Source organism: Nocardioides sp. Root1257, assembly GCF_001425175.1.
In the GTDB taxonomy this organism is placed as follows: domain Bacteria; phylum Actinomycetota; class Actinomycetes; order Propionibacteriales; family Nocardioidaceae; genus Nocardioides.
Genome location: NZ_LMDV01000001.1, coordinates 571,222 through 594,274, shown reverse-complemented (window position 1 = coordinate 594,274; position 23,053 = coordinate 571,222). Strand labels below are relative to the sequence as shown.

General features: G+C 72.3%; 25 protein-coding genes. 14 read left to right on the top strand and 11 right to left on the bottom strand.

The annotated features are described in order from the left end of the window. Nucleotides 1-17 precede the first annotated feature (17 nt). Entirely contained in the window at nt 18-1,001 is a 984-nt protein-coding gene (locus ASC77_RS02920) for an NAD-dependent epimerase/dehydratase family protein (RefSeq protein ID WP_056148651.1), read from the top strand. On the opposite strand, the gene ASC77_RS02915 is transcribed toward ASC77_RS02920, so the two are convergent. Further along, nucleotides 956-2,743, bottom strand: coding sequence for an ABC transporter ATP-binding protein (locus tag ASC77_RS02915; RefSeq protein WP_321163685.1), 1,788 nt, complete (start codon nt 2,741-2,743; stop codon nt 956-958). The genes ASC77_RS02920 and ASC77_RS02915 overlap by 46 nt on opposite strands. Before the next feature lie 138 nt (nt 2,744-2,881). On the opposite strand from ASC77_RS02915, the gene ASC77_RS02910 reads away from it, so the two are divergent. Next, nucleotides 2,882-3,325: a MarR family winged helix-turn-helix transcriptional regulator gene (locus ASC77_RS02910; RefSeq protein WP_235547418.1), complete on the top strand. Its 444-nt coding sequence runs from the start codon at nt 2,882-2,884 to the stop codon at nt 3,323-3,325. Between the two features lie 6 nt (nt 3,326-3,331). Here the strand turns inward: ASC77_RS02910 and ASC77_RS02905 are convergent, their stop codons facing one another. From ASC77_RS02905 to ASC77_RS02895, 3 genes are read right to left on the bottom strand one after another with little or no spacing between them, the layout of a single operon-like run. Then, nucleotides 3,332-3,586 carry a hypothetical protein gene (locus ASC77_RS02905; RefSeq protein ID WP_056148650.1) on the bottom strand — a complete coding sequence of 85 codons (255 nt, stop codon included), beginning with the start codon at nt 3,584-3,586 and terminating at the stop codon, nt 3,332-3,334. A 45-nt stretch (nt 3,587-3,631) separates the two neighbouring features. Beyond that, a complete protein-coding gene (locus tag ASC77_RS02900; RefSeq protein WP_056148647.1) occupies nt 3,632-4,417 on the bottom strand; it encodes an SDR family NAD(P)-dependent oxidoreductase in 786 nt (261 codons plus the stop codon). Between the two features lie 2 nt (nt 4,418-4,419). Next, entirely contained in the window at nt 4,420-5,211 is a 792-nt protein-coding gene (locus ASC77_RS02895; protein ID WP_056148645.1) for an alpha/beta hydrolase, read from the bottom strand. A gap of 96 nt (nt 5,212-5,307) precedes the next feature. Here ASC77_RS02895 and ASC77_RS02890 point away from each other — a divergent pair, with 96 nt between their 5' ends. After that, entirely contained in the window at nt 5,308-5,928 is a 621-nt protein-coding gene (locus ASC77_RS02890) for a TetR/AcrR family transcriptional regulator (RefSeq protein ID WP_056148643.1), read from the top strand. Here the strand turns inward: ASC77_RS02890 and arr are convergent. Both arr and ASC77_RS02880 read right to left on the bottom strand, forming a co-directional pair. Continuing rightward, complete coding sequence (gene arr, locus ASC77_RS02885; RefSeq protein WP_056148641.1) at nt 5,919-6,344, bottom strand: NAD(+)--rifampin ADP-ribosyltransferase; 426 nt, start codon at nt 6,342-6,344, stop codon at nt 5,919-5,921. The genes ASC77_RS02890 and arr overlap by 10 nt on opposite strands. Before the next feature lie 16 nt (nt 6,345-6,360). Further along, entirely contained in the window at nt 6,361-6,954 is a 594-nt protein-coding gene (locus tag ASC77_RS02880) for a dihydrofolate reductase family protein (RefSeq protein ID WP_056148639.1), read from the bottom strand. 88 nt (nt 6,955-7,042) lie between these two features. On the opposite strand from ASC77_RS02880, the gene ASC77_RS02875 reads away from it, so the two are divergent. Both ASC77_RS02875 and coaE read left to right on the top strand, forming a co-directional pair. After that, nucleotides 7,043-9,232, top strand: a complete 2,190-nt coding sequence (locus ASC77_RS02875) for a CocE/NonD family hydrolase (RefSeq protein WP_056148637.1) — start codon at nt 7,043-7,045, stop codon at nt 9,230-9,232. A 24-nt stretch (nt 9,233-9,256) separates the two neighbouring features. After that, a complete protein-coding gene (coaE, locus tag ASC77_RS02870) occupies nt 9,257-9,841 on the top strand; it encodes a dephospho-CoA kinase (RefSeq protein ID WP_056148634.1) in 585 nt (194 codons plus the stop codon). Between the two features lie 158 nt (nt 9,842-9,999). Here the strand turns inward: coaE and ASC77_RS02865 are convergent, their stop codons facing one another. Together ASC77_RS02865 and ASC77_RS02860 are read right to left on the bottom strand one after the other, a co-directional pair. Next, entirely contained in the window at nt 10,000-10,956 is a 957-nt protein-coding gene (locus tag ASC77_RS02865) for an RNA polymerase sigma factor RpoD/SigA (protein ID WP_056148631.1), read from the bottom strand. A 163-nt stretch (nt 10,957-11,119) separates the two neighbouring features. Continuing rightward, nucleotides 11,120-13,255, bottom strand: a complete 2,136-nt coding sequence (locus tag ASC77_RS02860) for a S9 family peptidase (RefSeq protein ID WP_056149824.1) — start codon at nt 13,253-13,255, stop codon at nt 11,120-11,122. Nucleotides 13,256-13,277: 22 nt separating this feature from the next. Between ASC77_RS02860 and ASC77_RS02855 the strand changes: the two genes are divergently transcribed. The 4 genes from ASC77_RS02855 to ASC77_RS02840 all read left to right on the top strand — a co-directional run bounded on the left by ASC77_RS02855 (nt 13,278) and on the right by ASC77_RS02840 (nt 16,463). Then, nucleotides 13,278-13,994: a 5-oxoprolinase subunit PxpA gene (locus ASC77_RS02855; protein ID WP_082574406.1), complete on the top strand. Its 717-nt coding sequence runs from the start codon at nt 13,278-13,280 to the stop codon at nt 13,992-13,994. A gap of 52 nt (nt 13,995-14,046) precedes the next feature. Then, nucleotides 14,047-14,574 carry a DUF4333 domain-containing protein gene (locus ASC77_RS02850; RefSeq protein WP_056148628.1) on the top strand — a complete coding sequence of 176 codons (528 nt, stop codon included), beginning with the start codon at nt 14,047-14,049 and terminating at the stop codon, nt 14,572-14,574. Between the two features lie 420 nt (nt 14,575-14,994). Next, on the top strand, nt 14,995-15,588 hold the full coding sequence (locus ASC77_RS02845) for a 5-oxoprolinase subunit B family protein (RefSeq protein ID WP_056148624.1): 594 nt from the start codon (nt 14,995-14,997) through the stop codon (nt 15,586-15,588). Next, on the top strand, nt 15,585-16,463 hold the full coding sequence (locus tag ASC77_RS02840; RefSeq protein WP_056148621.1) for a biotin-dependent carboxyltransferase family protein: 879 nt from the start codon (nt 15,585-15,587) through the stop codon (nt 16,461-16,463). Before ASC77_RS02845 ends, ASC77_RS02840 begins: the two co-directional genes overlap by 4 nt. Here the strand turns inward: ASC77_RS02840 and ASC77_RS02835 are convergent. Next, a complete protein-coding gene (locus ASC77_RS02835; RefSeq protein ID WP_056148619.1) occupies nt 16,393-17,757 on the bottom strand; it encodes a DNA polymerase IV in 1,365 nt (454 codons plus the stop codon). The two genes, ASC77_RS02840 and ASC77_RS02835, sit on opposite strands and share 71 nt — an antisense overlap. A gap of 136 nt (nt 17,758-17,893) precedes the next feature. On the opposite strand from ASC77_RS02835, the gene ASC77_RS02830 reads away from it, so the two are divergent. Continuing rightward, nucleotides 17,894-18,868 (top strand): DUF4192 domain-containing protein, encoded by a 975-nt coding sequence (locus ASC77_RS02830; RefSeq protein WP_056148617.1) that lies wholly within the window; start codon nt 17,894-17,896, stop codon nt 18,866-18,868. 21 nt (nt 18,869-18,889) lie between these two features. Continuing rightward, a complete protein-coding gene (locus tag ASC77_RS02825; RefSeq protein ID WP_056148615.1) occupies nt 18,890-20,353 on the top strand; it encodes a hypothetical protein in 1,464 nt (487 codons plus the stop codon). A 10-nt stretch (nt 20,354-20,363) separates the two neighbouring features. Here the strand turns inward: ASC77_RS02825 and ASC77_RS02820 are convergent, their stop codons facing one another. Further along, entirely contained in the window at nt 20,364-20,756 is a 393-nt protein-coding gene (locus ASC77_RS02820) for a hypothetical protein (RefSeq protein ID WP_235547416.1), read from the bottom strand. A 185-nt stretch (nt 20,757-20,941) separates the two neighbouring features. On the opposite strand from ASC77_RS02820, the gene ASC77_RS02815 reads away from it, so the two are divergent. The 3 genes from ASC77_RS02815 (at nt 20,942) to ASC77_RS02805 (ending at nt 22,808) form a co-directional block, all read left to right on the top strand. Continuing rightward, nucleotides 20,942-21,343, top strand: a complete 402-nt coding sequence (locus ASC77_RS02815; protein WP_056148609.1) for a universal stress protein — start codon at nt 20,942-20,944, stop codon at nt 21,341-21,343. Between the two features lie 212 nt (nt 21,344-21,555). Next, nucleotides 21,556-22,110, top strand: a complete 555-nt coding sequence (locus tag ASC77_RS02810) for an RcpC/CpaB family pilus assembly protein (protein WP_056148606.1) — start codon at nt 21,556-21,558, stop codon at nt 22,108-22,110. Between the two features lie 122 nt (nt 22,111-22,232). After that, entirely contained in the window at nt 22,233-22,808 is a 576-nt protein-coding gene (locus tag ASC77_RS02805) for an HhH-GPD-type base excision DNA repair protein (RefSeq protein WP_056148603.1), read from the top strand. 2 nt (nt 22,809-22,810) lie between these two features. Here ASC77_RS02805 and ASC77_RS02800 read toward each other — a convergent pair whose 3' ends face one another. Next, nucleotides 22,811-23,017: a hypothetical protein gene (locus ASC77_RS02800; RefSeq protein ID WP_056148599.1), complete on the bottom strand. Its 207-nt coding sequence runs from the start codon at nt 23,015-23,017 to the stop codon at nt 22,811-22,813. Between the last annotated feature and the right edge of the window lie 36 nt (nt 23,018-23,053).

Here is a 23,053-nt window from a genome sequence, read left to right as displayed (position 1 = left end):
GACCTTCAGGAGGAACCATGTCCGAGCTCCACGTCGTCGTCGGCGCCGGCCCCGTCGGCCGCGCCACCGCCCTCGAGCTGGTCAAGGCCGGTCACGAGGTGCTGCTGGTCAGTCGCTCGGGGAGTGGTCCGGACCTCGCCGGCGTACGCCGGGAGGCCGCCGATGCAGCGGACGCCGACCGCCTCGCCGACCTCGCCGACGGTGCGGTCGCGATCTACAACTGCGTGAACCCGGCCGACTACACGGTGTGGCCGACCTTCTGGCCACCCGTCGCGGAGGCGTTCCTCGTCGCTGCCGAGCGCACCGGCGCCCTGCTCGTGACCGCGTCGTGCCTCTACGGCTACGGCCCGGTCGACGTGCCGATGGTCGAGAGCCTCCCGGATGCTGCGACCACGAAGAAGGCCCGGATCCGGGCCGGCATGTGGGCCGAGGCGAAGGCCCGCCACGAGGCCGGCCGGATCCGCGCGGTCGAGGTGCGCGGCTCCGACTACATGGGTCCCGGCGTGACGGTCGAGGCCGGGCACGTCGCCCGGGTCGCCCCCGCGGCGCTGGCCGGGAAGACCGTGCGGGTGATGGGACGCCCCGACGTGCCGCACTCGTTCACCGACGTCCGGGACATGGCACGGGCGCTGGTCGCCGTGGCCGGGGCGCCGCAGACCTGGGGCCGGGTCTGGCACGCGCCGACCAACGCCCCCGTCACCCAGGCGCAGGCCGTCGCCGACGTCTGCCGGGCTGCCGGTCGGGCGCCCGTGAAGGTCAAGGGCTTCCCGAGGGGAACTCTGGCGCTCAGTGGTCTGGTGGTGCCGATCATGCGTGAGCTGCGGGAGACCGAGTACCAGTTCCAGCGGCCCTACGTGCTCGACTCGAGCGCGATCGAGCGCGAGCTCGGGCTGACCCCGACCCCCTGGGACGAGGTCTGCCGGGCCACGGCCCTCAACGCGGACCCCGCCCTGGCTCAGGCGGCGACGGTCTCGAGCCCGCTGCGGACCAGGTCGGCGTAGCGCCCACCCCGGAGCAGCAGCTCCTCGTGGGTGCCGACCTCGACGACGCGGCCCTGGGCGAGCACCGCGATCTGGTCGGCGTTGCGGACCGTCGACAGCCGGTGGGCGATGGTGATCGTCGTGCGCCCCTCGGCCAGCTCGTCGAGCGCCGCCTGCACGTCCCGCTCGGTCTCGTTGTCGAGCGCGCTGGTCGCCTCGTCGAGCACCAGGATGCGCGGGTTGCGCAGCAGGGTGCGGGCGATCGCGAGGCGCTGCTTCTCGCCGCCGGAGAACCGGTGGCCGCGCGAGCCGACCATCGTGTCGTAGCCCTGCGGGAGCGCGGCGACGACGTCGTGGATGCGCGCCGCCCGGCAGGCGGCCTCGATCTCGGCGTCGGTCGCGCCCGGCCGGGCGTGCAGCAGGTTGTCCTTGACGCTGGCGTGCAGCAGGTAGGTCTCCTGGGTGACCACGCCGACGGCCGCCGAGAGGTCCTCGAGCGTCAGGTCGCGTACGTCGACCCCGTCGATCCGGACCGCACCTGCGGTCGGGTCGTGCAGGCGGGCGACCAGGGACGCGAGCGTGGTCTTGCCGCTGCCGGTCTCGCCCACCAGGGCGAGGGAGCCGCCGACCGGCACGGTCAGGTCGATGTCGTGCAGCACCGGGGCGGCGCCGTACCCGAAGCCGACGTGGTCGAAGCGGACCTCGCCCCGGACCCGGTCGAGCCGCACCGGGTCGGTCGGGTCGTCGATCTCGACGGGGAGGTCCTGGTACTCGAAGATCCGGCTGAAGAGCGCGAGCGAGGCGGTGACGTCGGCCTGGACGCCGAGCAGGCCCATCAGTGGCCGGAAGAGCGCGCTCTGCAGGGCGACGAACGCGACCAGGGTGCCGATCGTCATCCCGCCCGAGGTCGCGGGGAGCCCGGCAGCGAGGTAGAGCGCGGCGGGTACGGCGGCGAAGACGATGTTCATCGTCGCCATCAGCCAGCGGCCGGCCAGCTGGGAGCGGACCTCCAGGTCGACCAGGTCGGCCGAGGTCTGCTCGAAGCGGCGCGCGAGCGTGGGCGCGGCGCCGAGGGTCTTGGTGAGCTGGATGCCGCTGATGGACAGCCCCTCCTCGACCTGCACGTGCAGGTCGGCGAGCTTGGCCTGGCGGGCCGCGGTCACGGCGTAGCGCAGCTGCGCGACCTTCCGGGTGAGCAGCACGGCCGGGGGCAGCACGACGAGCGTGATGAGCGCGAGCTGCCAGCTCAGCGCCAGCATCGCGATGACGGTGCCGACCACGGTGGTCAGGTTGGACGCGATGGAGGTGGCCGTCGAGGTGACGACGGACTGCATGCTGCCGATGTCGTTGACGACCCGCGACTGGATCTCGCCGCCGCGCGTGCGGGTGAAGAAGCCGACGGACTGGCGCTGGAGGTGGCCGAACAGGTCCGCGCGCAGGCGGTGCATGACGCGCTGGCCGACGGTGGTCGACTGCCAGGACTGCACGACGCCGATCGCGGAGGTCGCGACGGCGATGCCGACCATGAGCAGGACGCAGGTGACCAGCAGGGACACGTCCTGCTGGGGGATCGCGACGTCGATGACGTGCTTGACCAGGAACGGCTGGGCCAGTGCGACGACCGAGCTGACGACGATCAGGCCGACCACGAGGAGCAGTCGGGCGCGGTGCGGCGCGAACAGGCGGCCGATCCGGCGCAGGGAGACGGGGGAGTCGGAGAGCTGCGCCTTGTCGGCGGCTCGGGACTCGGGGCTGGTGGCCAAGGAACGTGATGGTGGGCGGCCTCCGCGGCCGCGGCTCATGGGCTCCGCCATGCGCTCACCTCTCTCAGGGTGGAAGTCAGGTCATATGCTGAGGTTACCTCATGGTGAGGGAACAACGGCATTGGCTAGGATGTTCCCGTGCACCACCACCGCGATCACGACCGGGAGCCCGGCGGCGAGTCGACCAGCGACCTGCTGATGATGGCGGCGCGCTCGTTGCGCCGCTCGTTCGGCGAGTCGATGGCGGCGTACGACGTGACGCCGAGCCAGGCCCGGGCGCTCCGGGTGGTGGCCGAGCACGGGTCGGTCCGGCTCTCGGTGCTGGCCGAGGCGCTGCGGATCGCGCCCCGCTCGGCGACCGAGGTCGTGGACGCGCTCGAGGAACGGTCGCTCGTCGCGCGCGAGTCGGACCCGGCCGACCGGCGGGCGACCTGTGTGGTGCCGACCGAGGCCGGCGCCCGGCTCGGTGAGGTGCTCGACGAGGCGCGGCGCTCAGCGACCGAGCAGCGCCTGTCGGTGCTCAGCCAGGAGGACCGGGCCGAGCTGGCCCGGATCCTCCGGCTCGTCGTTGATCAGGACTAGCGTCGATCAGGAGTAGCGGTGGCTCTTCGCCGCGTGCCCGGCCTCACGGGTGCAGGTCCGCCCGTTCATCGAGCGGTGCCCGCAGAGGCCGTCGGTCTCGGTCTCGGCGGCGGGCGCCCCGGCCGCCTTGCTCGCCTTCTGCGCGGGCTCCGGCGCGACCGGGACGGGCTTGGGTCGGGCCTGCGGCTGACCACCCCGGGCGGCAGCGGCTCGTGCGTACTTGGCCTCGCGCATCGCGCGCAGCTCGTCGGTCTTGCTCATGCTTCGCTCACGGGGACCAACCTAGGCGATGGCACCGACAGCGGCTCACAACGTGGTGATCAACCCGCCGTCGATCACGAAGTCGCTGCCGGTGATGTTCGCCGCACGGTCGCTCGCGAGGAAGGCCGTCAGGTCGGCGATCTCCCCGGGCCGGGTGAACCGGCCCGTCGCCGCGGCCGCCGCCTGACGCCGTACGACGTCCGCCGCGTCGGTGCCGCTCGCGCCGCCGACCGTCGCCGCGACCCCGCTGCTGCCCAGCCACAGGTCGGTCTCGACCGGGCCCGGACTGATGGTGTTGACCCGGATGGCCGGGCCGAGCTCCTTGGAGAGGGACTTGCACAGGTTGGTCAGCGCGCCCTTGGCTGCGCTGTAGCCGATGACCCCCGGGTCGGGGAGGAAGGCGTTGACCGAGCTGATCGTCACGATGCTCGCGCCCGGACGCCCGGTGAGGTGGGGGATCGCGGCGCGCATGGTGCGCACGGCCGCGAGGAAGTTGATCGTCAGGTCCCAGTCCCACTCCTCGTCGGTGAGGGCCAGGAAGCCCTCCAGGCGCGGTCGTACGGCGCCGACGTTGTTGACCAGGATGTCGAGGCTGCCCAGCGTCCCCACCGCCGACTCGACGAGCGCGGCGGGGCCGTCGGGCGTCGTGAGGTCGACGGAGACCGGGTGCACGTCGCCGGCGGCCGCCAGCTCGTCGAGCTCGGGACTGCCCTTGAGGGCGCCTGCGACGACCCGGACACCCTCCGCGGAGAGTGCCCGGGTGATGGCGAGCCCGATGCCGCGGCTCGCCCCCGTGACGACGGCGGTCCGACCCGTCAGACCCAGGTCCATCGTCAGAGACCCTGGTCCTTCAGCCACGACAGCGACTTGTCGGCGACGTCGCGCCAGCCGTGGTCGATCGTCAGGGAGTGCGCCCGGTCCGGGAACTCGAAGATCTCGGTGACCGCCTCGCTGTGCCGGTACTGCTTGAGCGTCGACTTGGTGACGGCCTCGGGGACGGTGTTGTCCTTGCCGCCCATGATCAGCAGCAGCGGGCCGCGACCGGAGTTGTCGGTGGCGACCTTGGCGGGGGAGTGCGGGTTGAAGTTGGCCGCAGCGGCCTCGAAGAGCGGCTTGCCCGGCGCGGGGATCGCCCACTGCTCGAAGAGGCTGTCGGACTCCTCCGGCGGGATCGCGTTGCCGAACGCGAAGCGGAACTGCTCCGCCGTCAGCGACACCGCGCGGTGCTTGTTGGCCGGGTTCTTGAACACCGGGAGCGTCGCCTTGAGGGCGGACAGCGGCAGCGGCAGCACGCCCTTGATCTGGGCGGCGTCGATGGCGACCGCGGCCGCGGCCAGGTCCTCGCCGAGGAGCCGCTGGGCGATCATGCCGCCGAAGGAGTGGCCGACCAGGATCGGCTTCTCCGGGAGGCCGGCGATCACCTCGGCGAAGTGGGCGACCACGTCGTCGATGCCGTGGTCGGCGATCTCGTCGGGGTTCGCGCGGGCGGCCTCGACCGTGTCCGGGTCGCCGGGCCAGCCGGGTGCGGAGGCGGCGTACCCGGCCTCGGTGAACAGCTCGATCCAGCTGTCCCAGGACCGCGCGTGCAGCCAGAGACCGTGGATGAAGAGGACGGGTGCGCTCATCGGTTTTCCCTCCCGTGACGGGGGTAGACCGACCGGTCTACCCACTCAGGGCATAACGTAGGGCCGATCGAGCGGGAGTGGCAAGGGGGTGCGGCGATGGGCGAGACGCGACCGTCCGCGGCCCGCCAGCGGATCCTCGAGACGGCCGACCGGCTGTTCTACGACGAGGGCATCCACGCCGTCGGGATCCAGCGGATCATCGCCGAGGCGTCGGTCACCCGGGTCACCCTCTACCGGCACTTCCCGTCGAAGGACGACCTCGTCGCGGCGTACCTCGACCGCCGCTCGGCCTGGGACCACGACCAGGTCGACGGCGTCATCGCTGCGTACGCCGACGACCCGCGCGCCGCGCTCACCGAGCTCGCGGCCGTCCTGACCCGCGACGACTTCGGTGGCGTCAGCCGCGGCTGCCCCTTCATCAACGCGTCGGCGGAGTTCACCGGCACGCACATCTCGCGCGTCTACGCCCGCGAGATCCGCACCTGGGTGACGGCCCGGTTCGAGGAACTGCTGCGGCGCCTCGACCACCGGACCCCGCGCGCCACCGCCCAGCAGCTGATGATGGTGCGCACCGGCGCCGTCGTGTCCGGCGCGCTCGACGGCAACGACCACCTCAGCGAGGACTTCCTGTCCTGCTGGGAGGAGCTGATCGACGCGGGGTTGGGCCAGAGCGCCATCGGCGACCCGGTCGGTCGGATGACACACCGTCAGTCGTAGATCACCGCACGTCCCTCGGTCCGCAGCGTGGCGAGGCCGTCGCGCATGGCCTGCAGCCGCTCCGGCGGGTGGCCGACCCAGTCGGTGACCTCGCCGACAACGCGCAGCGGGTCGCGGCTGCGGTAGGAGCGGGTGGGGTTGCCGGGGTGCTTCTTGTCGGTCACGTTCGGGTCGTCCTCGAACTCGCCGCACGGCTCGACGACGTACACCCGTCCGGGGCCGTCACCGGCGGCCATCTCCGCGCCCCAGACGGCGGCGTCGAGGGTGGCGGTGAAGTAGATGTGGTTCATCAGGCGGCCGACCTCGAAGTTCGACTCGCGACCCGCGACGAGCAGGTCGCCGACGGCGAGGTCCGCCTTCGTGCCGTGGAGGTAGACGCCGTCCTGGAACACCTCGAAGGGGACCGGCTCGCGCACCCGGCGAAGCCTAGCCTCAGCGGGCGACCGGGTAGCGCAGGTGCAGCACCCGGTCGCCCTGGATGACGACGCTCGGGTCCTGGAGCAGGTGCTGGGAGTCGACGGCGCCGAAGTAGCGCTTGCCGGAGCCGAAGACCACCGGCACGACGTCCATGGCGACCTCGTCGACCAGCCCGAGCGCGAGGGCCTGACCGCCGACCGCGCCCGCGCAGACCGCGACGATGCGATCGCCGGCCCGGCGCTTGGCCTCCTGGATCGCGGCCGCGACGTCGTCGAAGAACGGTACGTCGGCCTCGGGGTGCCAGCCGTCCGGCTTCGGCCGGTGCGACACCACGACCAGGTGGTCGCCGGCCGGAGGGCTCGCATCCCACCCGTTGGTCAGGTCGAAGAGGTGCCGGCCCTGGACGGTCGCGCCGATGCCCTCCCACAGCGACCGGACGTAGTCGACGGACTGTCGGCTGATCCGGAAGGGGCCGTGCGCCTCGCCCTCGGCCTCCACGATCGGGGTGTCCCCGTTGAAGTACCAGTCGAAGAGCGGTCCCACCTCGTCGTGCTCGTCGGCGATGAAGCCGTCGACCGACACCACTGCGTGCATGATCACCGTTGCCATGCCTGCTTCGACCACCCGTACGGGCGGGAATCATCGCAACGGGCGCGCGCCGGGGGCGGGACGTGGCACGATCCGCTCCATGGGAGACATGAGACGGTCGTCACTCGTCGCGATCGCGGTCGCAGCACTCGCCGCGGGCGCGCTCACCGCGACCTCGACGGGAGCCGCCAACGCTGACCCGACGCCGTTCGCACTGCGGGGGAGCGTCAACCAGCTCTACGTGCTGGGCGCGACGCCGGGCGTCACGATGGAGCTGGTCGACAGCGGCAACGCGGTCGTCGGCACCGGCACCGTCGACACGGCGGGCAGCCTGGCCTGGCGCGAGCTGGACAAGGGCAGCTACACGGTGCGTACGACGAGCGGCCCCGCCGAGTCGGAGGTCGCGACGGTCACCGACTACGACGACCCGGCCCCGGCGCAGTCGTTCTACGCCGGCCAGACGCTGCCGGCGGGCTTCAGCTACATCCAGACCCGCGACGGCACGACGCTCTCGGCCAACGTCGTCCTCCCCTCCGGCGCCGGCCCCTACCCGACGGTCGTCGAGTACTCGGGCTACGACCCCAGCAACCCGGCCAACACCCGGATGGCGCAGATCTACACCGCGCTGGGCTACGCCTACGTGGGCGTCAACATCCGCGGCACCGGCTGCTCGGGCGGCTCGTTCCGGGCCTTCGAGGCGATCCAGAGCCTGGACGGCTACGACGTGATCGAGACGATCGCGGCCCAGTCGTGGGCGAAGTTCCACGAGGTCGGCATGGTCGGCATCTCCTACCCGGGCATCGAGCAGCTGTACGTCGCGCAGACCCAGCCGCCGCACCTGTCCGCGATCTCGCCGCTGTCGGTCATCGACGACACCTACCAGGGCACGCTCTACCCGGGCGGCATCCTCAACACCGGCTTCGCGGTCCCGTGGGCCACCGAGCGGGACGAGCAGGCGGAGCCGTACGGCCAGGGCTGGGAGCGCGGACGCGTCGACGGCGGGGACACGACCTGCGAGGCCAACCAGGCGGTGCGCCTGCAGAACCCCGACCTGCTCGCCCTGATCAACGACAACCCCTTCTACACGAAGGCGGTCGGCGACCCGATCTCGCCGATGCTGTTCGTGAAGAAGATCAACGTGCCGGTCTTCCTGGCCGGCGCGTGGCAGGACGAGCAGACCGGCGGCCACTTCCCGTCGATGCTCGACGACTTCACCGGCACGCCCCATCTCTACGCGACGATGGTCAACGGCTCGCACACCGAGTCGCTGAGCCTCGGCGTGCTCGACCGGTACGCCGACTTCCTCGACCTGTACGTCGCTCGCCGCACGCCGACCGGCGCCAAGGCGTTCGTGGGACCGCTCGTCTCGAGCTCGATCACGGGCGTGAAGGGGCTCCAGATGCCGCAGGGCCTGGACTACTCCGGCCTCAGCTACCAGCAGGCGCTGGCGAAGTTCCAGGCGCAGAAGCCGATCCGGATCCTCTTCGAGGAGGGCGCCGTCGCCGGTCATTCCGGGGCGCCGCTGCCGCGCTTCGAGAAGTCCTTCCCGTCGTGGCCGATCAAGAGGGCCAAGGCGACGGCGTGGTTCCTCACCCCGGGCGGCAAGCTCGCGGCGAAGCCGACGACGCTGGCGCCGAAGAAGGCTCGCGTGCGCAGCTACAGCGCCGACCCGTCGGCGCTGCCTCCGACGACGTACACCGGATCGAGCAGCGGCATCTGGGCCGCGCACCCGGCGTACCACTGGAAGCAGATCCCGCAGGGCAAGGGCCTCAGCTGGATCACGCCGCCGCTGAAGCGGACGGCCGTCGCGATCGGCACGGGCTCGGTCGACCTGTGGGTCCGCACCCCGCGCGCCCACGACACGGACCTCGAGGTCACCCTGAGCGAGGTGCGGCCCAACGGCAAGGAGGTCTACGTGCAGTCGGGCTGGCTCCGGGCGAGCCACCGCAAGCTGGCCGTGGCGAAGTCGACGCCGATCTCACCGGTGCACACCAACCGGGAGGCCGACGCGCGGCCGCTGTCGAGCAAGCGGTTCACCCGGGTGCGGGTCGAGCTGTTCCCGTTCGCGCAGCCCTTCCGCAAGGGCTCGCGGATCCGGATCACCCTCGACGCCCCGGGCAACTCCCGCCCGCTGTGGGCCTTCGACACGATCTCGCACGGCGAGCGGGTCCAGGTCGCCACCGACCGGGCGCACCGGTCGCGGATCGTGCTGCCGCTCGTCGCCGGCATCGACGTGCCCAAGAGCGCGCCGGCCTGCGGCTCGCTGCGCAGCCAGCCGTGCCGGACGTACAGGGGGTAGCGGCCCTCGGGCAGGATGAGTCCCATGCGAGTGGGACTCACCGGAGGCATCGCCTCGGGCAAGAGCACGGTGTCCGCGATCCTGGCCGAGCTGGGTGCCGTCGTCATCGACGGCGACAAGCTCGCGCGTGAGGTGGTCGAGAAGGGGACGCCCGGGCTCGCCCAGGTCGTCGAGGCCTTCGGCCCGGAGATCCTGACCCCGGACGGCGACATGGACCGCGCCGCCGTCGGCCGGATCGTGTTCAACGACGAGGCCAGGCGCAAGGTGCTCGAGGGGATCGTGCACCCGCTCGTCTTCGAGAGGTACGCCGCGCTCGAGGCCTCCGCACCGCAGGACGGGCTCGTCATCCACGACATCCCGCTGCTCGCGGAGTCCGGCCGGGCAGACACGTTTGACGCGGTCATCGTGGTCGAGACCCCGGCGGAGGTGCAGGTCGAGCGGATGCTGCGCGACCGCGGCTGGACCCGGGAGGACGCCGAGTCGCGGATCGCCGCCCAGGCCACCCCCGCGCAGCGCCGCGAGATCGCCACCCACCTGATCGTCAACACCGGCACCCGCGACGAGCTGCGCGCGCGGGTGGAGGAGGTCTTTGCGGAGCTGTCGGGGTAGTCCCTGACGATTCGGTCCCGTCTCAGAGGATTCCGGGGCCAGAACGTCAGGGACTATCCGCCGGGTCTGCGGTTGGTGACCAAACGGTGAAAACGGCGGCCCCGAAATGGTCTCGACCCCGCCCGAGTGATCGGACGGGGTCGAGCGGCTGGTTGCCGTCAGGCAGCCAGGTCGGGGTCGCCGAGGCGGCGCAGCTTCTGGAGCGCCTCGCGCTCCAGCTGCCGGACCCGCTCGGCGGAGATGCCGTGCTTCAGACCGATGTCGGCGAGCTTGTGCTGCCGACCGTCGACCAAGCCGTAGCGCGAGCGGATGATGTCCGCGGCGCGGTCGTCGAGCTGGCCGACCAGCGAGTTGAGCCGCTCGCGCGACTCCACGTCGAGGACGGTCAGGTCGGGACCCGGCGAGGTCTCCTGCGCCATCAGGTCACCCAGCGAGGTGTCGCCGTCCTCGTCGATCGGCGAGTCCAGGCTGACGTGCTCGCGGCCCCAGGCCATCAGGTCGAGGACGCGGTCGATGCTCATGCCGAGCTCGTTCGCGATCTCCTGCGGGTCGGGGTCCCGGCCCAGCTGGCGCTCGAGCGTACGGCGGGCGCCGCCGACCTGGTTGAGCTCCTCGACGACGTGCACGGGGAGGCGTACGACGCGAGCCTGCTGCGCGATGCCGCGGGTGATCGCCTGCCGCACCCACCAGGTGGCGTACGTCGAGAACTTGTAGCCCTTGGTGTAGTCGAACTTCTCGACCGCACGGATCAGGCCGGTGTTGCCCTCCTGGATCAGGTCGAGCATCGGCATCTGGGCCCGGCCGTACTTGCGGGCGATCGAGACGACCAGCCGCAGGTTGGCGGTGATGAACGTCTGGACGGCCTTCTGGCCCTCCTCGGCGAGCCACTCGAGCTCCTCCTGGGAGGCCGACATCGGGGCGCCGCCCTTCTTGCGACCGACGCGGCCCTCGGCGAGCAGGTGCTCGGCCATCAGGCCGACCTCGATCGCCTTGGAGAGCTCGACCTCGGACTCGGCGTCCAGCAGGGGGTTGCGGGCGATCTCGTCGAGGTAGAGGCCGACGCTGTCGCGGCCCTCGATCTCGCGCGTTCGGCCCGGCGCGGTACGTGTAGCCATGGGACGCCCTCCTTCCGTCGGTGACGACGCCACTGCGTCCTCACACGTCTTCAACAACGTCCACGGTGTCCGCTGGATTCCCGCTGCAAACGTGGACCCTTCACCCCTGACGACGTGCGAGAGGCCTCAGGAGTTGCGTCGGCGACGTACTCTCAGGGACTTCTCAGGGGCGAGCTGAGGGTTCAGCCCCGGCCAGGCCCATCCGGTCGAGGATCCAGGCGAGCGTGAACGCCCGGTCGTGCCACGACTTGTAACGCCCGGAGACGCCGCCGTGACCGGCCGACATCTCGGTCCGGAGCAGGAAGTCCCGACGCCCGACGGCCGTCGCGCGCAGCCGCGCGATCCACTTCGCGGGCTCCACGTAGAGGACCCGGGTGTCGTTGAGTGAGGTCTCGGCGAGGATCGGGGGGTAGTCCACCGCCGCGACGTTGTCGTAGGGCGCGTACGACGCCATGTAGTCGAAGACCGCCGGGTCGTCCTCGGGGTTGCCCCACTCGTCGTACTCCGTGACGGTGAGCGGCAGGGTGGCGTCGAGCATGGTGGTGAGCGCATCCACGAACGGCACCTGCGCGACGATGCCCGCGAACTGCTCGGGCGCCTGGTTGGCGACCGCGCCCATCAGCAGGCCGCCGGCGCTGCCGCCCTCGGCCACCAGGGTGTCCGCGGTGGTCCAGCCGGCCTCGACGAGGTGGCGGGCGCAGGCGACGAAGTCGGAGAACGTGTGCTGCTTGGCGAAGAGCTTGCCGTCGTCGTACCAGTGCCGCCCCATCTCGCCGCCGCCGCGCACGTGCGCGATCGCGAACGCCGCGCCGCGGTCGAGCATCGCGAGCCGCGCGATCGAGAAGTAGGGGTCCATCGACGCCTCGTAGGCGCCGTACCCGTAGAGCAGCGTCGGCACCGGGCCGGTCCGCCCGCGACGGGCCACGATCGAGATCGGCACCCGCGCGCCGTCCTCGGCGGTCGCCCAGAGCCGGTGCTCCTCGTAGTCGGCGGCGTCGTACCCGCCCAGCACCGGCGTACGCCGTAGCAGCGTGAGCTCGCGGCTGCGCACGTCGTAGTCGTAGACCGACGGCGGCACCGCCATCGTCGTGTAGCCCAGCCGCACGGTGGGCTGGTGGAAGCCCGGGTTGCCCGCCGAGCCGACGGTGTAGATCTCGTGGTCGAACTCGACGAGGTAGTCGTCCGCGACGCCCTCGTCGTGGAGCTCGAGGATGCGCAGCTGGGTCAGCCCCTCGCTGCGCTGGTGCACGACGAGGTGGCCGGCGAACGCGTCCACGTCCTCGAGGCGTACGGCGGGGTCGTGCGCGATGAGCGGCCGCCAGCCCGCCGCCGGGGTGGGTGCGACGGGCGCGGTGGCCAGCTCGAAGTCGGGGCCGGTGTGGTTGTGCATCACCAGGAACAGGTCCTCGCCGGCGATCACGGCGTGGTCCAGGGAGTACTCGAGCCCCTCGACCCGCTCGGAGAAGACCCGCCAGCCGGCGTCGGGGTCGTCGGCGTCGAGGAACCGGTACTCGCTCGTCGTCTTCGAGCCCGACGCGATCACCAGGAAGCGGTCCGTGCGGGTGCGCCCCACGCCGACCCAGAAGCGGCCGTCGGTCTCGTGGTGGACCAGCTCGTCCTCCTCCTGGGTGGTCCCGAGCCGGTGCCGCCAGATCTTGTCGGCACGCCAGGAGTCGTCGAGGGTCGTGTAGTAGAAGTTCTCGCTCGCGCGGTCCCAGGTGGCGCCGCCGATCACGCCCACGATCTCGTCGGCGTGCAGCTCGCCGGTCGCGAGGTCCTTGACCCGGATCGTGTACCGCTCGTCGCCGACGACGTCGGTGGAGTAGGCCAGCAGCGTCGTGTCGGGGCTGACGGACGAGCCGCCGAGCGAGAAGAACTCGTGCCCCTCGGCGAGGGCGTCGAGGTCGAGCAGCACCTGCTCGCCGGGCAGCGCGGGCTGGTCGGGGGTGGTGTCCTCAGCGGGCCTCGGGGGAGTCCAGTCGTCCTGGTCCGTGACCGGGACGCGGCAGCTCGCGCCGTACTCCTTGCCCTCGAAGGAGCGCCCGTAGTACCAGAAGCCGCGGTTGCGCGTGGGCACCGACAGGTCGGTCTCGCGGGTGCGCGCCTTGATGCCGTCGAAGATCGCCTGCCGCAGGTCGGCGAGGTGGGCGGTCTGCTCCTGGGTGAACTCGTTCTCGGCCTCGAGGTAGGCCGTGACCTCGGGCGACTCCTTGTCGCGCAACCACTCGTAGTCGTCGGTGCGGGTGTGGCCGTGGATCTCGGTGCTGGTGGTGCGCTTCTCGGCGACGGGGGGTTGCATGTCGCGACGATAGCGTCGGGGCGTGCACGCCCCCTCGAGCAGGCAGACCATCGACCTGAACGCCGACCTCGGCGAGGAGGTCACCGACGACGCCGCGCTGCTCGCCGTCGTCACCAGCGCCAACGTGGCGTGCGGCTACCACGCCGGCAGCGCCGCGATCATGCGCGCGGTCTGCGAGGAGGCCGCGCGGCTCGGGGTCTCGGTCGGCGCGCAGGTGTCGTACGACGACCGGGAGCACTTCGGGCGGGTGCGGCGCGACGTGACGTACGACGTGCTCCGCGAGCAGGTCGCCGACCAGGTCGGCACCCTGGCCGAGATCGCAGCGGCGGCGGGTACGACGGTGCGCTACCTCAAGCCGCACGGCGCGCTCTACCACCGCGTCCTCGAGGACGAGGAGCAGGCGCGGGCGGTGCTCGACGGCTCGGTGCTCGACGGGGGAGGCCCCCTCCCGGTGCTGGGGATGCCCGGCCGGCTGCTCGCCCTGGCGGCGGAGGCCGGTCGCACGACCTTGCTCGAGGGCTTCCCGGACCGCGGCTACACGCCCGACGGCCGGCTGGTCCCGCGCTCGGAGTCCGGCGCCCTGGTCACCGAGGAGGGCGCGATCGTGGCGCAGGCCCTCGCGCTGGCCGGGACCGTCGACTCGCTCTGCCTGCACGGGGACAGTCCGGGCGCGGTCGCCCACGCCGCCGCCGTACGTCGGGCCCTGGTCGGCGCTGGTCTGGAACTGCAGGGGCTGTAGCGGGGAAACCGCTCAGCGCCCGACCCGCACGCCCGATCATGACCGGGTGACCATGACGCTCCGCCGCGCACTGACCGCGGCCGCCATCGCCCCCGTCCTCCTCGCTCTCGGCGCCTGCAGCGGATCCGTCTCGGTCGGAGGCGGGGGCTACGACCCCGCCGACGTCGCGGACCAGGTGCAGAAGGCCCAGCAGGACGTGACCCCGGACCTCGATGTCTCCGACGCGAGCTGCCCCGACGACTCCGACCCGGAGAAGGGTGCGTCGATCGAGTGCACCGTCACGATCGAGGGGGTGGAGGCGCCGTACACGGTCACCTTCACCACGGTCACCGACGACGACGTGAAGTTCGACATCGCGCCCGCGCAGGCGATCATCTCGACCGACAAGGTCGTCGACTACCTCCTGCAGCAGGCGACCGACCAGGGCCTGGCCGACGCGGAGGCCGACTGCGGCGACGACGCCGTGATCGTGCAGGACCCCGACACCACCTTCGGCTGCACGCTCCTCTTCGGCGACGACAGCCAGGACGTCACGCTCCGGGTCAAGGACCTGGACGGCACCGTCTCCCTCGAGTCCTGATCCACAGGTCTGCCCACAGGTCTGGACCGCGGTCTGTGGAGAGTCGGCTCCTGTTGTGGATGAGCGACCCCGACCTGTGGACGAGCCTGTAGGACCGCCGGAATCTTCGCGCGACCCCTTGCGGGGTGTGACGCGGACCACGTAGAACTCTCCTCACCAGATCACCGGCAACGGGGGTCTGGGGATCGGACAGGAACCACGATCCGCACCGCGGGGCAACCCACGGCGCCGGCCCGGTGACGGGGACGGCGGGATGGTGGCGAGAGCCCGGTCGACCGGACGTCACCGAGCCGGTCGAAGCGAAGGGCCCCTGGTGCTCATACCACCGGGGGCCCTTCATCCATTTCATGGTGGACGCGACCCGGTCCACGCGCAACGCCGTCCGCGTGACGTCTGTGTGAACTGCACCAGACTGGCCTCATGCACCTGCACCCTGTCGGCCGCTCCGCGGTCCTCGCGGAGGTTCGCGACGCCGTCCAGGCCCTCGACCTCGCGACCTGGGCGCGATCGACCGGCGTCGACGCGGGTGAGGTGGTGCCCGCGGCCCGGACGGTGCTCTTCGACGGGGTCGCCGACCCGGCGGCCCTCCGCGACCTGCTCGCCGGCTGGAGTCCCTCGGGCCGACCACCCGAGGGGGAGCGGGTCGAGGTGCCCGTGGTGTACGACGGGCCCGACCTGGGTTTCGTGGCCGACGCCTGGGGGACCGACGTGGCCGGCGTGGTCACCCGCCACTCCGAGGTGGAGTACGTCGCCGCGTTCTGCGGTTTCGCTCCCGGCTTCTCCTACCTGTCGGGACTGCCGGCGGACCTCGCCGTACCCCGGCTGGAGGCGCCGCGTGCGCGGGTCGAGCCCGGCTCGGTCGGCCTCGCCGGCACGTGGTGCGGCGTCTACCCGACCGCGTCGCCCGGCGGCTGGCGGCTCCTCGGCCGCACCGCGGTGACGCTGTGGGACCCGACCCGTGACCGGCCGGCGCTGCTGGCGCCCGGCACCCGAGTGCGGTTCGTCCCGCGATGACCGCCCTCCACGTGCTCGCCACCGGCCCGCTGGTGACCGTCCAGGACCGCGGCCGCCACGGCCTCGCTCACCTCGGGGTCGCCCGGGCGGGCGCCCTCGACGCCCCCGCCGCCGCGCTCGCCAACCGGCTCGCCGGCAACGACGCCGACGCGGCCGTGCTCGAGGCCGTCCTCGGTGGACTGGAGCTGCGTGCCGAGGACGGCGGATGCTGGGTCGCGGTCACGGGCGCCGGCCGGGACCACGCCCGGGCCGAGTGGCTCGCCGCCGGCGCCACGCTCCGCGTCGAGACACCCACCAGCGGGGTCTGCAGCTACGTCGCCGTGGCTGGCGGCATCGCCGTGCCGCCTGTGCTGGGCTCGCGGTCCACCGACACCCTGGCCTGGGTCGGCCCGCCGCGGGTCGAGGCCGGGACCGTGCTTCCGGTGGGAGAGCCGCACGGCCAGCCGCGACCGCTGGACGCACCTCGACCGCCGCGCCGCGGTCCGCTGCGGGTGCGGGTCGGGCCGCGCGCTGACTGGTTCGCCGACGACGCGATCGAGCGGCTCTGCGCCACGTCGTACGCCGTGGCCGCCGACTCCAACCGGATCGGGCTGCGCCTCGACGGGCCGTCGATCCCGCGGATCCGCACCGACGAGCTGCCCAGCGAGGGGATGGTGCTCGGCGCGGTGCAGGTGCCGCCGGACGGGGTGCCGATCGTGTTCCTGGCCGATCACCCACCGACCGGGGGCTACCCGGTACTGGCCGTCGTCGAGGAGGACGACCTGTGGCAGTGCGCGCAGCTCCGGCCGGGCGAGGCGGTCCGGTTCACTCCTGCTCGTCCGGGCCCTGCTCGCCGGGACTCTGCTCTCCAGCTTCGGGCGGGGTCCACGGACTGAGCTCCGGGTCGTCCTCGGCATAGCTGCGTACCGGCCCGGCCGGGCTCGCCGCGGTCTCGAACCGCACGGTCACGACGCCGCGACCCGAGCCCCACACCCAGCCGCGGCCCATCTCGGCGTGCTCGACGTCCATGCCCGGCGCCCAGGCCCGTCGCGAGTGGTGCGGCACCTCGACCTCGGGCAGCTCGTCGTCCTCCTCGGCCGTCTCGCCGAAGAGGTCCTCCTGCACCCAGTCGGCGAGCCCGGAGACGCCGACGCCGAGCAGGCGTACGCCGCCGGAGGTGTCCAGGTCGGCGAGCAGGCCGCGCGCCAGCCGGGCGATCGTGGCGGCGGTGTCGGTGGGGGAGGCGAGGGTCGAGGACCGGCTCAGCGTCGTGAAGTCGTGCATCCGCACCTTGATCGTCACGGTGCGCCCGGACAGACCGCTCTTGCGCAGCCGGCGGGCGACGTCGGCCGCCTGCCGGGTCAGCAGGTGCTCCATCAGGCTGCGGTCGGTGAGGTCGTGGTCGTAGGTCCCCTCGACGCTCACCGACTTGGCCTCGCGCTCGGCCACGACCGGCCGGTCGTCCTGGGCCCGGGCGAGGCTGTGCAGCCAGTGGCCGCTGGCCTTGCCGAGGAGTCGGACCAGCTCGTCCTCGCTGAGCATCTCGAGCTCCGCGACCGTGTGCACGCCGGCCCGACGCAGTCGCTCCGCGGTGGCCGGACCGACCCCGGGGATCACGGTGACGCTCATCGGGCGCAGGAGGTCCTGCTCGGTGCCGGGCGGGACGACGACCAGCCCGTCGGGCTTGTCAAGGTCACTGGCGACCTTCGCGATGAACTTCGATGTGCCGATCCCGACGGACGCGGTCAGCCCGCCGGTCACCTCGGTGATCCGGGTCCGCAGCTCCTCGGCGAACGCCGTGACCGATGGCAGGGACAGGTCCGTGAGTCCGGGGTGCGCGACGACGTCGGCGGCGGCCAGGTCGACGAACGCCTCGTCGAGCGAGAGCGGCTCGACGAGCGGCGAGATCGAGCGCAGCACGCCCATCACCTGGTCGCTGGTCGAGCGGTAGGCGTGGAAGCGCCCGGAGAGGAACGCCGCGTGCGGGCAGCGCGCCCGGGCCTCGCGGGTCGACATGGCGGAGCGGACGCCGTAGCGGCGCGCCTCGTAGGACGCCGTCGACACCACGCCACGACCGCCGACACCGCCGACGACGACCGGTTTGCCGCGCAGGGACGGCTTGTCCCGCTGCTCGACCGCCGCGAAGAACGCGTCGAGGTCGAGGTGCAGCACCGACGCCACCGCTCGCACAGCCGCAACCTATCGCGGGCCGCCGACGGCACCGGGACGGGCCACCTACCGCCCACAGGCGCCTCTCTGAACGAGATCTCCACAGCCCGCCGTCCGGGTCGCCCCCGATGTCGGACGACCCGGGGACCGTCGAGGCATGACCGCAGACCAGACCAGCCCCACGACCACCCTCACCGCCCGCACGCCCGAGGACGTGCTCGCCGTCGTGCCCGTCGTCCTCGGCTTCGAGCCGACGGAGTCGATGGTGATGCTCACCTTCGGCAGCGACCCGCCCTTCCACGCCCGCGTCGACCTGCCCGAGGACGCGTGCGATCTCGCGGAGATGGCGGCGATGCTGGCCGCACCGGCCGGCGAGCACCGGGCTCCGCTGGCGTTCCTCGTCGCCTACAGCGAGCGCGACCGGTTCGCCGACCGGGCCGTGGAGGCGACGGCACGCGCGCTGCGACGCGCAGGCGTCGAGGTGATCGACGCGCTGCGCACCGACGGCAGCCGGTGGTGGCCGGTGCCCAGCCGGCCGGGCCTGCCCCTCGACGGCACGCCCTACGACCTGTCCGCGCACCCCTTCGCTGCGCAGGCGGTCTACGACGGCCGGGTCGTGCACGCCTCCCGCGACCGGCTGGCCGAGACGATCGCCCCCGACCCCGTGCTCGTCGGGCGGGTGGTGCCCGCGCTGGCGGCGCTGACCGGCGACCCGCCGCCGGCGCTCGACGAGGGGACGTGGGTGCGCGACCTCGTGGTGGGCCACGTCGCGTCCCGGACCGTGCCCAGCGACGACGAGGTGGCGCGGCTGCTGCGCGGGATGCTCGACGTCCGGGTCCGCGACGCCGCCTGGTCGCCGCTGCGGCGCGACCTGGCCAGGGAGCACGTCGAGCTCTGGACGGACGTCGTTCGCCGTGCGCCCGACCCACTGGTCCCGGCACCGGCCGCGCTGCTGGCCTTCGCCTCCTGGCAGGCCGGCCAGGGCGCGCTGGCGTGGTGCGCCGTGGATCGCTGCATCGAGGTCGACCCGGGCTACTCGCTCGCCGGCCTGGTCGCCGAGCTGCTGACTCGGGCGGTCCCACCCGACACGTGGGAGGGGGAGTTCGACTGGACGGTGGGCCTGGGGCGTTGACGCCGCACCTAGGGTGCAGACATGGGCGAAGAGGTGGATGCTCAGGAGTTCTCCCGCGCTGACCGCACGCGCCACCGGGAGAAGGTGCGTCGCAACCTCGACGTCTTCGCCCGGATGCTGCGCGAGGCGCGCTTCGACACCGACGACCCGATGACCGGGCTGGAGGTCGAGCTCAACCTCATCGACGACGCCGGCGACCCGGCGCTCAAGAACGCGGAGGCGTTGGAGGCGATCGCCTCGCCGGACTTCCAGACCGAGCTCGGTCAGTTCAACATCGAGATCAACGGCGCCCCGGCCAAGCTCCGCGAGGGTGGGCTGACGACGTTCGAGGAGAGCCTGCGCCGCAGTCTCAACGACGCCGAGGAGAAGTCCGCGGCGATCGGCGCCCACATGGTGATGATCGGCATCCTGCCGACGCTCGCCGACGGGCACATGGGGCTCGACAGCCTGAGCGCCAACCCGCGATACAAGCTGCTCAGCGAGCAGATCCTCAACGCTCGGGGCGAGGACATCACGATCGCGATCGACGGGGTCGAGCGGCTGCGCACCACCTCTGACTCGATCGTGCCGGAGGCGGCCTGCACCAGCACCCAGTTCCACGTGCAGACCTCGCCGGACCAGTTCGCGGCGTACTGGAACGCCTCCCAGGCGATCGCCGCGGTCCAGGTGGCGGTGGGCGCGAACGCGCCGTACCTGCTGGGCAAGGAGCTGTGGCGCGAGACCCGGATCCCGCTGTTCGAGCAGGCGACCGACACCCGCAGCGAGGAGCTGAAGGCGCAGGGCGTGCGGCCCCGGGTGTGGTTCGGCGAGCGCTGGATCACCTCGGTGTTCGACCTGTTCGAGGAGAACGTCCGGTTCTTCCCCGCGCTGCTGCCGGTGACCGACGACGAGGACCCGCTGACGGTGCTCGAGGAGGGCGGCACGCCGAACCTCTCCGAGCTGCGGCTGCACAACGGCACGATCTACCGATGGAACCGACCGGTCTACGACGTCGCCGGGGGAGTGCCGCACCTGCGCGTCGAGAACCGGCTCCTGGCCGCCGGGCCGACGGTCGCCGACACGATCGCCAACGCGGCGTTCTACTTCGGCCTGGTCCGGGCACTCGCCGAGAGCGAGCGGCCGCTGTGGTCGCAGATGTCGTTCAGCGCGGCGGAGGAGAACTTCCACGTCGCCGCTCGGCAGGGCATCGACGCCCAGATCTACTGGCCGGGCGTCGGGCAGGTGCGGGCGACGGAGCTGGTGCTGCGCCGGCTGCTGCCGATGGCCCGCGAGGGACTCGCGTCCTGGGGTGCGTCGCAGGAGGAGTCGGACCGGCTGCTCGGCATCATCGAGCAGCGCTGCCTGCTCGGCACCAACGGTGCCGAGTGGTTCGTCCAGCGGGTCAAGGCCGAGGGCGGTCGCGACCGCTACGACGCGCTGCGGGCCGCGCTGCTCGACTACCGCGAGCGGATGCACACCAACGAGCCGTCGCACACCTGGGACTGAGCCGCCGGGGTCACCGGTCGCGCAGCCGCTTCCACTCCCGCCGTACGCCGGTCCGCGGGTCGAACCAGCCCTTGCGGGTGACGACCACCAGTGTCAGGTCCACCCCCGCCTCGGCTGCTGCCGCGCGGGCCGAGGCGAGCCACGCCAGGTCCACGTCGCCGACCTCGAGCGGGCCGGAACGGGTCAGCCACAGCATCGGGACCGCACCCGAGACGGGGGCGTGCCGGCGCGCGATGTGCACCAGCGCCGCCACGACGTCGGCGCGCAGGGCGTGGTCGAGCTCGTCGTCCGGCCCGACAGCGAAGACGTCCTCGCGACCACCGGGCCAGCCGACGTGCAGCAGCGGAGGGTGGAGCCGGCGGCGCTCTCGCGCGGCGTGGTCGGCGACCGCCCGCCGCAGCACCAGGTGCAGCGGGCGGGGCAGTGGCTCGTGGATCCCGTCGATCGTCCTCGCCTCCTCTCCGGGGACAGCCTCGCCCGACCCGGACCCACCGTGCCGACGTCCTCCACAGGCTGCCGCCCGGGCGCCGATCGGTTACGGTGCCCGTGGGCGCTCGGAGCCCGCTCGCACACCACCTGGGAGGTCCGATGGGAACCGTCGTCGTGGGGTACGTCCCCAAGCCGGAGGGCGACGCCGCGCTCCGCACCGCGATCGCCGAGGCGAAGCTGCGGTCCGCGAGCCTGGTCGTGGTGAACTCCCAGCGCGGCGGGTCCGAGTTCGACCAGGACGCCTCCACCCAGGCCGATCGCGAGATGGCGACGGTCCGCACGATCCTCGAGGGCACCGAGGTGCCCTACGAGATCCGCCAGCTGGTCCGCGGCTTCGAGCCCGCGGAGGACCTGATCAGCATCGCCGAGTCCCATGACGCCGAGCTCATCGTGATCGGCCTGCGCCGCCGGTCGCCGGTCGGCAAGCTGATCCTCGGCAGCAACGCGCAGCGCATCCTGCTCGACGCCCACTGCCCGGTGCTCGCGGTCAAGGCCGACTGATCGCGGCCGCCTGCGCCGGCACTGGTCCAGACACCCTGACCAGACCAGTGCGGCGGGTGCAATGACCAGAATTGGGTAGACGCCCCGCGGTCGCCCGCGGTGCGCGACCCGCGCTCCCTACCTTGCTGTCACCAGGGGGACGTGCCCGAGGCGACACCCGTACCAGTGGCCTCGGTGATGCGCCCCCCTCCGACCGGGGGAAGGGCAGCACCATGGCGCGAGCGGGAGCACTGATCGGCGGCGACGACGCCGCACGGTCCGTCGGCGACGTCGACGGCCTGGTCACACTCGGCGCGGTCTCTCCGGGCCAGCAGCTCGTCTCGCAGCAGTTCGGACGGGCGGAGCGTCAGCAGCCCCGTGCCGGCCACGGTGAGCGGACGACGATCAGGGTCGGGCTCGCCGATCCCGAGTGCCTCGCCGACTCGGTCGAGCAGGGATCGTGGGTCGCGATCTTCGTGTCCGAGGACCCCGAACCGCACCTGGCGGGCGGATCGACCCGCAAGCTGCCGCCCCTCACCCGGATCCTGCTGCCCAAGGTCCAGGTGCTGGGCGTCGGTGAGCCGATCGCCGACGCGGGGGCCGCGGAGCGGGCGCGTCGGGTGCAGCTGATGATCGCCGTGACGCAGACGGAGGCCGAGAAGGTCATCTGCGGCTCGCGCACCGGCGACCTGACCTTCGCCCTGCGCAGCGACCGCAGCCAGACCGTCAGCCGGCCGGTCGCGAGCGGGCAGGTGGACGCGCCGGAGCTCTACGGCAGCGCGTCCTGAGCGCAAGCGATCAGGAGTGCGTCCGCGCGCTCCTGATGACTCGGAGGTCGGACGTCATACGGACGGAGCATCCGCTTGCTCCAGGCGTATGACGTCCGGCAGGTCTGCGGCAAGATGGCGGCATGGCCACCATCCACATCACCGGTGACGAGCACGCCGACCAGGTGCTGACCGACGACCCGTTCGCGTTGCTGGTCGGGATGATGCTCGACCAGCAGTACCCGATGGAGCACGCGTTCCGCGGGCCGGCGAAGGTGCTCGACCGGTTCGGGACGCTCGAGCCGGCGCGGATCGCCGCGGCGGACCCGGAGGCGTTCACGGCGCTGTGCTCGACGCCGCCGGCGATCCACCGGTTCCCGGGCTCGATGACGGCGCGGCTCCAGGAGCTCGCGCGGATCGTCGAGGACGAGTACGACGGGCACGCCGAGCGGATCTGGACCGAGGCCGCCGACGGCCGCGACCTCCTGAGGCGGATGCAGGCGCTGCCGGGCTTCGGCAAGCAGAAGGCCCAGATCTTCGTGGCCCTGCTGGCCAAGCAGCTCGACGTACGCCCGGACGGGTGGGAGGCGGTCGTGGGTGCGTACGCCGAGGACGGCTACCGCTCGGTGGCCGACGTCGTCGACGGTGCGAGCCTGCAGAAGGTGCGCGACTTCAAGAAGGAGAAGAAGGCCGCGGCGAAGGCCGCCGCTGCCGGCTGACGTCAGGCCTCGGTCGCTGCCTCGCGCTTGAGCAGCTCCGCCGCGTTGCGGAGCGAGATGATGTCGCCGACGAGCCGGTGCATCTGGGCCTGGCACTCCTGGATCGCGGGCGCATCGGGCTCGTCCACCGCGCGCAGGCGGTCCTGGACCGCCGACGCGTGCTCGAGTGCTGCCGCCGCCGACAAGTCGAGGAGCTCGACTACCCCCATGGAATCCTCCGGTGAAGTTCCGTCCGAGGCTCCATT